The sequence below is a fragment of the Caldithrix sp. genome (assembly GCF_056497305.1).
In genome coordinates this window covers 1-10,833 of sequence record NZ_JBSMDE010000066.1, presented here as the reverse complement: position 1 = coordinate 10,833, position 10,833 = coordinate 1, and the positions used below count along the sequence as shown (strand labels likewise).

The following is a 10,833-nucleotide window of genomic DNA, read 5'->3' as shown; positions in this document are numbered from 1 at the left end:
AAAACCAATTATTCAACATGTAAGTAAAAAATTTATCGTGCCGGCAAAATTGCACCCCTTCTCTTTTTTAAAGAGAAGGGGCTGGGGGATGAGTTTTTAAAACAGCACAAAAATTTTCGCATCCCGCCGTGGCGGGATTAGATCTTTTGAAGGAAGTATTCTAAACTCCTAAACTTCTAAACCTCTAAACTCTTACACTCTTACACTCTTACACTCTTAACGCTTCCCCTCCAATAGCAGAAGTCATTTCACGAATTAGCCCTCTCCCCTCGGTCCCCCTCTCCCAGAATAAAAATCTGGGAGAGAGGGAAGACCTGTGTGGGAAATTTTTTTAATTGTCCGGCCGCTTTAGCCGGTTGGAGCGCAGCGGAAATTGCGATTCACTGTGACGGGACAACAAACCATTCAACAAATCAACAAATCAACAATTCAACAGTTTTGCTTCTTCACACAGCACAAAAATTTTCGCATCCCGCCATGGCGGGACTAGATTTTTTGAGAGAAGTATTCTAAAAGCAGAACCAATGCAGCCAGACAGTTTAATGCTGTTTTTAACATCACTGACTGGCTGGGTTGAGAAAAATCCATTCAATATTAAATGAAACCTATCCTTACAATTTAAAAATAACTCGGAACCGTAGCACAGCAATTCCTTACAGTTATCGAATCCCTTTCATCTCTTTCCAGGTATCCATTTTCATCAAACGCCCTTGTTTTAATCTTTCCCCTTCCTCTTCCCTTCAACTGGATGGTTGTGAAAGATGTACGCACCATTTTCCTGAACTTCCAGCTCCTCGCTCTGGGCTCTGAGAAGCGGTTTGGGCGCAAAATATTTTTCCATCTGCTTTCGTAGTTTAGCCGGATGGTTGGTGGCAATCGCATCAACACCCAGAGTGAGTAGTTTCAGCAGTACACCAAAGGAATTAACGTTGTACACGCAAAAGTCCATATTCATCGCGCGTAGTTTCCGGACAAAAGAGAGATTAATCCAGGGAAAAGGATTGATGTTCAAACCATCGCTGGGCAATTGTTCAAGCATGCTTAAAATTTCTTGGGCTGAATTGGAGAAGGCGCCTGTTTCCTTTGCCAGGTACCAGTTGTACAGCCAGTAAATTTTAAATTCCGGAAAAAACTGGCGGGCCTTTTTGACCAGGTCCGGATCAAAGGCAATAAACCGGGCTCGCCGGGGGGTGATTTCATATTGCTCCACGAGCTCAGCCAGGCGTTGCAGAAATTCCAAACGTGCATCTTTTAATTCAATGAAAATACCTTTATCAGCGGGCAAAATGTCCAGGACCTCGGGTAAGGTTGGAATGGTAGTACCTTTAAATTGCTCGCCTTTCCAGCTGCCTACATCTACTGTTTTTAGCTCTTTTAATGTCGCCTGACGCACATCCAGTTTAACTTTGGGTTTGCTCACACGGGCTGTGTGCGGATCATGAATGCAGACGATTTGCTGGTCTTTAGTCATCCAGAAATCGCCTTCAATAAAATCGGCCTTTTCTTCAAAGGCCAGCTTAAAGGCCGGCAAAGTATTTTCCGGCGCAGCATGAGAGGCTCCCCGATGGGCTACAATGAGCGTTGTTTGTTTGGATTCGACTTCCATGGATTTATTCCAGTAGATAGTTTTTAGCCACATTTCTGAATTGTTCGATCTGATTTTCTACCCAGTGGGCCGATTCATTCAATTCTGCGGCCATCAAGCGGGCTACCGGTTCTGTCATTTCCATGCTGGCCCTGGCGTTTAAGAAAAGCGCCCGCGAACGACGCGCTAGAAAGTCTTCCACCGTGCGGGCCATTTCGTGGCGTACTGACCAGACAACTTCCGCCTTAAGGTAGGGCAAAGCAGGATGCAGGCGTTCGCCCAATTCCGGTTGGGAATTGATTAACTCTTCGATGAGCGGTTTGTCGTCTCCGTAGTAGTACAGCGCCTCATCAAAATTGGTGTTTAATCGGTAACCGTGAATGGGCAAGTGTTTAGTCACGCATTCTTTCTCATCCAGGCCCCCAACCAGAATGGCTGTGTCAATGGTCTCCTGCGCCATCTTACGGTAGGTGGTCCATTTGCCGCCGGTAACGGTGACCAGCCCGGAGCGTGAAACTGTGATCTGATGCCGGCGGGAGATGTCTTTGGTTTGCGTCGACAAACCCTGCGGCGCAGCCAGCGGTCTTAGGCCGGCGAATACGCTTAGAACATCGGAAGGACGCGGATCTTTTTTAAGGTATCGGGCAGAAGTGGTCAGTAAAAATTCGATTTCCTCGTCTCTGGCCCGGGGCTCCAGGGTGATTTCACGAACAGGCGTGTCCGTAGTACCGATGATCACCTCGTTGTGCCAGGGAACGGCAAAAAGCACGCGTCCGTCCTGGGTGTGGGGAATCATGATGGAGGCCTTGCCCTGTAAAAAGCTCTGATCTACCATCAGATGGACGCCCTGACTGGGAACGATGGAAGGGGAGGCCTCCGCTTCATCCAGTCGACGAACCTGATCTGAAAATACGCCGGTGGCATTAACGATGGTTCGGGCTTTAACCGTAAAGGTCTGAGCATTTTCCACATCATGGATGATGGCGCCGTTGAGAATGCCAGCATCATCTTTAAGCAAATCGGTAAGCCGGCAATAATTTAAGACAGTAGCGCCATGATCAACGGCCGTCTGCGCCAGGTTTACAGCCAGGCGGGCGTCGTCAAACTGCCCGTCAAAATAAATGACCCCGCCCATCAAACCGCGCTGATCCAGATTGGGGATGGCTGCCATGGTTTCTTCTTTGCTCAATTTTTGCGAAGGACCGAAGCCTAATTTACCGGCCATTAAATCGTAAACCTTCATGCCGATGTTGTAAAAGGGGCCTTCCCACCATTCGTACAGGGGAATAATGAAGGGCTGATTTTTGACCAGATGAGGTGCATTTTGCATGAGCAGTCCGCGTTCGTGTAGGGCTTCGAAGACCAGCGACACATCGCCCTGGGCCAGGTAACGTACACCGCCGTGCACCAGTTTAGTGCTGCGACTGGAGGTGCCTTTGGCAAAATCGGCCTGCTCTACAAGCAGGGTCTTAAAACCGCGTGTGGCGGCATCAACGGCACAGCCCAAACCGGTAGCCCCGCCGCCAATAACCAGCACATCCCAGGGACTGTTAGCCGAGCCTTCAAGTTGTTGAATGAAATAGTCACGGTTCAAGTTAGATACTTCCTTTCAGCCGTTTAATGAATTGTTCCATTTCCAGAATGTAACTATTGCGATTGGCCAGATTTTCGATCTCTTCCAGATTTTCCAGGGTCACGATTTCGCCAGCTGCCACCAGATAATCGATTTTATCGAAATCGACCCAGGAAAGATTCTGTACGCGCGGCGTAATGACCAGATCCGCTTCTTTTAAACGGATTTGCGAGAGCTGATGGCTGGTGATATCCTCTGCTCTGAACAGGATTTCAATCAGATTTTTGGGCTTTTCAAAAATGGTGATGTCCCGCGAAACATTGACCGCTAACACGCGGTCGGCGCCGATTTCTTTTACCTTACCGGCAGGAACGCTTTCGGAAGCGCTGCCATCGACCAGCAGATAGTGATCGATTTCAACAGGAGGAAAGATGCCGGGAATGGCCGCGCTGGCTTTTAAAACCTGACGCAGGCTGCCGCTGGTGAAGTTTATTTCGTGCCCGGAAACCAGATCGGTGGCAATGGCTGAAAAGGGGATGGGCAGCTCTTCGATGGGCACATCCGGAATGAATTCGAAGATGATGTTTGTTGTTTTTTCATCAAAATAGGCAAGGCGTCCCAGAGATTGGACCGCTTTAAAACGAATGTCAATAAAATCGAAAAATTGTTCAAAAAAACCTTTGTCGGCTCCCTGATTTTCGGCCATTTTAGCCAATCCCAATTCTTTAATTTTGGGACTATTCAAGATTTCACGAATGAACTCTTCCACTTTTTGAGCTTCACCGAGATAGGCGTAAATTCCGCCGACAATAGCGCCCATGCTACAACCGGTAATGGCCTGAATTTTAATCTTTTCTCTTTCCAGAACTTTTAAGACTCCGATGTGAGCCAGGCCACGGGCTCCGCCTCCACCCAGGGCTACACCTAATTCTGCCATGTTTTACTCCGCATTTAGTTGTTGTTAAACAATCTTGTAAAAAAAACAAAAGGAGTCAACAAAAAATGTACCAGCAGAAAACGTTTAAATTGAAAGGGATTTTTTACTTGCCGTTTCGATGGCAAATATATGAAAGGGCTTCTTCCCCGGTCAGAATCAAATCCTCATTCAACTCATTTAACACAAATCGACCATTGGTATTAGATGGCATTTCCACTCGGTCCGGCTAGATTGCAGCACAAAATTTTGTGTCCGGTGAAAATAAGTGAAAAATCGAATTGGTAATAATTATTTTTTTCATTAAATTAAATCTGAGTTGTTGTTGAAACATATTAGCAAACAGGAGGAATGATGTCGTCGCTAACGCTGTTTGTCATCATCGGAGCAGTGATTATCCTCATTGCTCTTTTCATCTGGTTTATGTCCAGGCAGTATCGAAAGGTTGGACCTAATGAAATCTTAATTATTTCTGGTGGTAAAAAAGGCAAGGTAACCATGCCGGACGGTACGATCAAAGAGATTGGTTTTCGTTACCGCATTGGCGGAGGCACCTTTGTCAATCCTCTGTTCGAAACCGTTGAACGTTTGCCCATCGAGGTGATTCCCATACATGGTAAAATTGCCGAGGTTATGACCAAGAATTCCATTCCCGTGACGGCGGAATTTGCCGCCCAGGTGCGCATCGATACCAGTGATTACGCCCTTTACCTGGCCATCACCAACTTTTTAAGCAAAGGCACCGAAGGCATTCGCGAAGTGGCCGAAACCGTTTTAGAAGGAAAAGTGCGGGAATTAATCGGGCAGTTTACTGTGGAAGAGCTGTTTACCAAACGCACGGAATTTGTTGCCAGAGTTTCCGGTGACGCCCAGGCCGACTTCAATAATTTAGGACTGGTGCTCATGTCGTTTGGCCTGAATGAAGTGGTGGATACCCAGGGCTATCTGGAAGCCCTAAGTCGTCCGCAAATTACCAAAGCCAAGTACGAAGCCGAATTGGATCAGGCCGAAAAGAATCGCGACATCACCATTCGTTCGGCAGAAGCCAAAAAGGAAGCGGAGGTGGCGCGATTGCAGGCCGAGGCGCTGATTGCAAAACAAAACTGGCAGAATGAAGCTCTGAAATCGGAGTCGCAGGTGGAAGTCAATCGCAAAAAAGCCATGGCCGACATGGCTTACGAACTGGAGCGCTACCGCATCGAACAGGAACTGAAGAAAGAGGAGTACAAGCTTAAAAAGCTGGAGATGGATGAAGGCATTAAACTGGAAGAATTGAACATCGCCAAAAAACAGAAAGAATTGGAAGCCAATATCATCAAGCCGGCCGAAGCGCGTAAGGCGCAAATTGTAACGGAAACCGAAGCCGAGAGCTACCGCATTAAAACCGAAGCCCAGGCCAAAATAGAAGCCAAAATCGCCGAAGACCAGGCTGAAGCCGAACGGCTTAAGTTAATGGGACAGGCCGAAGCAGAGAGTTTAAAAGCAAAGGCCAAAGCGTTTGAAAGTTACAATCAGGCGGCCATTTACCAGATGATTCTGGAAAAGATGCCGGAACTGGCTTCCGCTGTTGCTCAGCCGCTTTCCAAACTGGATAAAATCGTGATGATTGAACACGATGGCAAATTGGGCGGCTCTAAACTAACCGGACAAATCGCCGAAATACTGGCCCAGCTTCCGGAAGTGGTTGAATCATTAACCGGAGCCGATCTGAAGAAATTTCTAAAAGACAAATTGTCCGGAGAAGAAGAGTAACAAGGGCAAAATCAGGAGTGAGGTAAACAGTGCTAAGCGAACGGATTAAACATATTGGCGTTTCGCCTACCATGAAGATTGCAGCCAAGGCCATTGCCATGCGCGCGCAGGGAATTGATGTGGTCGATTTTAGCGTTGGCGAACCGGATTTTCCCACCCCCCAGTTCATCAAAGACGCCGGAAAGCAGGCCATAGATCAGAACATTACCAAATACACCATGAATGCCGGAACCATGGAATTGCGAAAGGCGATTGCTGAACAGTTGTACAGAGAGCACGGCCTGGAGTACGATCCCGCCAAACAGATTCTGGTGACCAACGGAGCTAAACAGGCAATTTTTAACGTGATCATGGGTCTCATTTCCGATGGTGACGAAGTGCTGGTTCCTGCGCCTTATTGGGTTTCGTACCCGGAAATGGTCCGTCTGGCCGGCGGACGTCCGGTCGTTGTGGAAACGCACGAGGAGAATGGCTTCCGACTCACACCGGAGCAATTAAAACAGAGTATTTCGGCCAGTACACGAGCCCTTATTTTGTGTAATCCTTCCAATCCCACCGGAACGGCTTACAACCAGGAGGAACTGCTGAGCCTGGCTAAGATTCTGGAAGAGGAGGAAATCTTTATCATTGCCGATGAGATTTACTCCAAGCTGGTGTACGACAATTTCCGTTTTACCAGTTTTGCCTCGATTAGCACCAGATTAAAGGAACGAACGATTTTAATCAATGGCTTTTCTAAGGCCTTTTCCATGACTGGCTGGCGCATCGGTTATCTGGCCGGGCCCAGGGAGCTTGTGGAAGCAGCCAACAAGATTCAGAGCCATTCCACTTCCAACGCCAATTCCATTTCACAATTTGCCGCTTTGCAAGCCTTAAAGGGACCGTCTTACGAGATTAACCGCATGGTCGCCGAATTTCAGCGTCGGCGCAACTATGTGGTGCAACGGTTGCGCAGCATTCCGGAAATCTCTGTTCACGAACCGCAGGGCGCATTTTACGTCTTTCCCAATATTTCGGCCTATTTTGGGAAAGAATACAATGGACATTACATCCGCAATTCCTATGGCATGGCTTACTACCTGCTGCGCGAGGCCAATGTGGTGGTGGTGCCGGGCGCGGCCTTTGGCTCAGATCAACACATCCGCATCTCCTATTCCACCTCCATGGAGCAGATTGAAGAAGGCATGAAACGCATTGCTCAGGCTCTGCGTCAGCTCAAAACACCGACCAGAGTTAAATATGTTCAGCTCAATAATTACAAAACAAAAATCCGGAAAAAGGCGCCGCTGGAAACAAAGATCAATTTTGAACAACGGGAAGCGCTCATCGCTGAGGCCGAAGCCCATTTAAAATTCAATCAATATTTTGAATGGAATGCCAACATCAACGGATTGGTCATTCAACTACGCACCAACAACGCTCATCTTAACGATTTCTGGATGGAAAACTGGTATCCGGCGCAATTGGAATCAGACCTGGAACCGCACGGGGTCATTTACGCTGTCGATGGCGTAGTGGGGCGTGAAGCGCACGCCTTTTACCATTCAGAAACAAGCACGGGGATTTTGTTTAATTGCGACTATTACGGTGCGTTGCGTTCCCTGGCTTTAACCATGGTGGCCGATTTAGGCGAACGCTTGTTCGATCTGCACACGGTACGCGGTTTTTCCGGCGATGTGCAGGGCCGCGGTTTTGCCCTGATCGGTCCCAAAGGAACGCAAAAAACGCCTGTGTTTTACCAGCTTTTGCAGGACAGGCGCTTTGCGCTACACAGCAATGACCTGTTGTTTGTGCGATTTGGCGCCGGCTTTGCTGCAGCCGATGTGGCCGAACGCAAATTTTACCTGCCCACGCAACACGCTGAGTACTTCTCGGACCTGGAACCTTTGTTTGAAAAATGTAAATGCGAAAACGTGATCACCGATCGCGTAGATTGCGAAAATCAGAGTTGCGTCAATGCCGATCAGTGCCTGATGGATCGCGGAGCGTTGTACTGTTTTCTGGCATCCAGGACTTCGGCAGCCATGCTCGATCCCTACTGGATTGGCGGCATGGAACGCCATGTTAAGCGCATCGATCTGCAGGTGTTGTTTTTGTTAACCAACGACCCTCTTGCCGAAGCGCAGAAGGACCTGGAAGCAGAGCAGGCTTTACAGCTTTTAAACCGAGGGGCGAGTAGCGGCGCCGCCCTGGAAGGAAGCGGCAAAGAACAACCTTTCTACAATCCATATCTGATTCTACAGGACGAGCAACGTTTAAAACAACATCAGGAGCGGTATGCCAGGCTACTGCAATTTGTAAAGGTCGTGCAGTTAAACACAGCCAATCTGTCGCCTGGCCAACTGGCTGAACGGATCAAGAACATCATCAGCGGTTAGAGTCAAACGTCTAAGAACAGGGAAACATCATGTACGAAGCGCTTTACAACGAACCATTTTACGAACAATTTTATCAGGAACTGAAGCAGCTTTTACAGGGCCCGAATATCAAAACCGTGAATATGGGCTATCTGGAAAAAGAGGCCCGCAAATATGCCAATAAATCGCGTTTTAACTCCTATGTCTGGATGTCCAAATTTTCCAGCCGCCTGGCGCCCAAAACGGTTTACCTGGGCAGCCCGCGCGTCCGTTTGCCCAGATTACTGGATTCACACGTCAAAATTCTAGAAAATCACCAGGAAGAATTGAAAAAGGTTTTGCACCTGGTTAAAAATTTACCGTTTGTTCATATTCGTCGCCAGATGGGGCACAACGATTATTACAATCCGATCTGCAACCTGTACGTCTCTGTGGCTGATCCCAAAAATGTGCGGAACGCCTACATGTGGGCCAGTACCATGTTCGATGTGGGCAATCGTCCCGGCCCGGAATTTATCATGTTACACATCCCGGAAGAGCACATGATGCGCGCTCAGATTCTGGCCTTGCCGGAGTACAACTTAAATATTGCCCTGGGTACCGATTATTTGGGCGAGGACAAGAAAGGCTTTTTACGCCAGGCCATGTGGCGCGCCGACGAGCAGGGCATGTTAGGTCTGCACGCCGGTACTAAAATTGTGACCGTGCGCGATCCACAGGACAATCGTTTGAAAAAGTACGGGGTGTTTTTGTTTGGCATGACCGCTACCGGCAAATCCACCTGGTCCTGCCACCAGTTAGGATTGGATCATTCCCGCGGCGAAAAGACTGAGGTTTGCCAGGACGATATCGTCTTCTTGCGCGACGATGGCTCGGCGTTAGGATCGGAAAACAATTTTTACGTCAAAACCGATGTGCGTCCGGATCAGCAGGAAGCCATGTACAACGCCCTGGTGCACAAGTCCGCGCTGATTGAAAACGTGATGATGAACTATCAGGGCGACATCGATTTTCTGGATGAGTCGCTCTGCGGCAATGGTCGGGCAGTCATCTTTAGAAAGCGCCTGATGGTCAGGCAGGATAAAAAATTGGTCAGCATCAGCGCGCCTTCGGTTAATCTTCCGCCCTTGGATGAAATGGATGGCATCATTTTCGCTTTTATTACGCGCCGTAATACCATTATGCCCTTTGCTCAGCGCTTGACTCCGGAACAGGGCGTGCTGGCCTATTTGTGGGGCGAATCCACGCACAGTTATGCCTCCAATCCGGAAAAAGCCGGTGAGTCGGTGCGCATTGTGGGCACCGATCCGTTCATCATTGGATCGCGGGGGGTAAAGGTCAACCGCTTTTACGACATTGTCATGAAACTGGTTGAAAAGTACCCCAACAAGGTGCGTTTTATTATGTACAATACCGGTGGCATGGGCGAAATCATTGAAACCAGCGAACAAAACGGCCGGATCGTAAAAAAACTGGTGCGTAAGGTGGAACGTGTGCCCTTAAACCTGATGGCCACCATTCAACGCGGCGATTTACGGGGCACCAATACTTACGAAATCGGTATTTTGGGGACGGAAGGTATTGTGGCCGTGGAGGGGCGGCCATTACATGAATACGATGTCCGCAGATTCTATTCTGAAGAACAGATCAATCACTATTTGAGGGAATTGATTGAGGGACGTAAGAAATTTACCGAAGAGATCGCCGCAGAAGGCTTAAAACCGGAAATCATGCGCGCGGCTCAGCGCGCATTTGCCATTGAACAGCGGATGGAGCCCGTTTCCATTCCCGTTGGTCTGGAAATGGCCAGAAAATCGGCTCGTCCGCAGGAAGCGGCTTCTGGTCTGGGGAGCATGCGTCCCCGCCGTCCGGGCGTCTGGCGCTGGCGATGAACCGGGATTAAGGGAATTGGTCGACTGAGCATCGGCTGTGCGGGAGAGTGGGGTAGGGGTGAAGAAACCCTTAGACTGACATCCAATCCGCAGCCGCAACGTAACTCGAGCTTCAGCTCGAGACTTTGGTAAGGCAGCACAACCGCAAGCAAAAAATTTCTTTAAAAAATGACAGGCCGATGCTCCGGAACTCTTTAAATCTTACACTCATATACTCTTAACTTTACTACCCTAACAGTGGAAGTCATTTTACGAATTAGCCCTCACCCCCTTGATCCCCCTCTCCCAGAATAAAAGTCTGGGAGAGGGGGAGGGATTACCACCTGTGTTGGAGATTTTCTTTCATGGCCCCATTCACGATCAATGGAAATTGGGAATGTCAGTCCGATGCTTATTCAACAATTAAACAACTCAACAACTCAACAACTCAACCTTTTTAATTCCTCATACAGCACAAAAATTTTCGCACGCTATTGCATTACATCTTATGAAGGAAGTATTCTAAGGCAGCATAGCCGCAACCAAAAGTGATAGAAACTGTTTTAATCACAATTATATTTCGCGCAGATTTAGCTGATATTCGCAGAAATAATTTAAACCAATTCTTCAACACGTCCTCCCTAAAACAGCATTAAAATTTTCGCATCCCGCTGTGGCGGGATTAGATCTTTTGAAGGAAGTATTCTAAGGCAGCACAGCCGCAACCAAAAACCTTCCTTGGGGATTTAAACAACCACAGA

6 protein-coding genes are annotated in these 10,833 nt (G+C 48.2%); 3 read left to right on the top strand and 3 right to left on the bottom strand.

Translation table 11 applies throughout. The features are described from left to right. Window positions 1–715: 715 nt before the first annotated feature. From ACWB0I_RS05360 to ACWB0I_RS05350, 3 genes are read right to left on the bottom strand one after another with little or no spacing between them, the layout of a single operon-like run. Complete coding sequence (locus ACWB0I_RS05360) at window positions 716–1,606, bottom strand: glycerophosphodiester phosphodiesterase family protein (RefSeq protein WP_479387010.1); 891 nt, start codon at window positions 1,604–1,606, stop codon at window positions 716–718. A gap of 4 nt (window positions 1,607–1,610) precedes the next feature. Beyond that, window positions 1,611–3,179 carry a glycerol-3-phosphate dehydrogenase/oxidase gene (locus ACWB0I_RS05355; RefSeq protein ID WP_479387009.1) on the bottom strand — a complete coding sequence of 523 codons (1,569 nt, stop codon included), beginning with the start codon at window positions 3,177–3,179 and terminating at the stop codon, window positions 1,611–1,613. Between the two features lies 1 nt (window position 3,180). After that, the gene (locus ACWB0I_RS05350; RefSeq protein ID WP_479387008.1) at window positions 3,181–4,095 is read right to left on the bottom strand and encodes a patatin-like phospholipase family protein; all 915 of its coding nucleotides are present in this window, start codon (window positions 4,093–4,095) and stop codon (window positions 3,181–3,183) included. Window positions 4,096–4,443: 348 nt separating this feature from the next. On the opposite strand from ACWB0I_RS05350, the gene ACWB0I_RS05345 reads away from it, so the two are divergent. From ACWB0I_RS05345 to ACWB0I_RS05335, 3 genes are read left to right on the top strand one after another with little or no spacing between them, the layout of a single operon-like run. Further along, window positions 4,444–5,844: a flotillin family protein gene (locus ACWB0I_RS05345; protein ID WP_479387007.1), complete on the top strand. Its 1,401-nt coding sequence runs from the start codon at window positions 4,444–4,446 to the stop codon at window positions 5,842–5,844. Window positions 5,845–5,873: 29 nt separating this feature from the next. Then, window positions 5,874–8,222 carry a pyridoxal phosphate-dependent aminotransferase gene (locus tag ACWB0I_RS05340; protein ID WP_479387006.1) on the top strand — a complete coding sequence of 783 codons (2,349 nt, stop codon included), beginning with the start codon at window positions 5,874–5,876 and terminating at the stop codon, window positions 8,220–8,222. Window positions 8,223–8,251: 29 nt separating this feature from the next. Then, window positions 8,252–10,093 carry a phosphoenolpyruvate carboxykinase (ATP) gene (locus ACWB0I_RS05335; RefSeq protein ID WP_479387005.1) on the top strand — a complete coding sequence of 614 codons (1,842 nt, stop codon included), beginning with the start codon at window positions 8,252–8,254 and terminating at the stop codon, window positions 10,091–10,093. Window positions 10,094–10,833 lie beyond the last annotated feature (740 nt).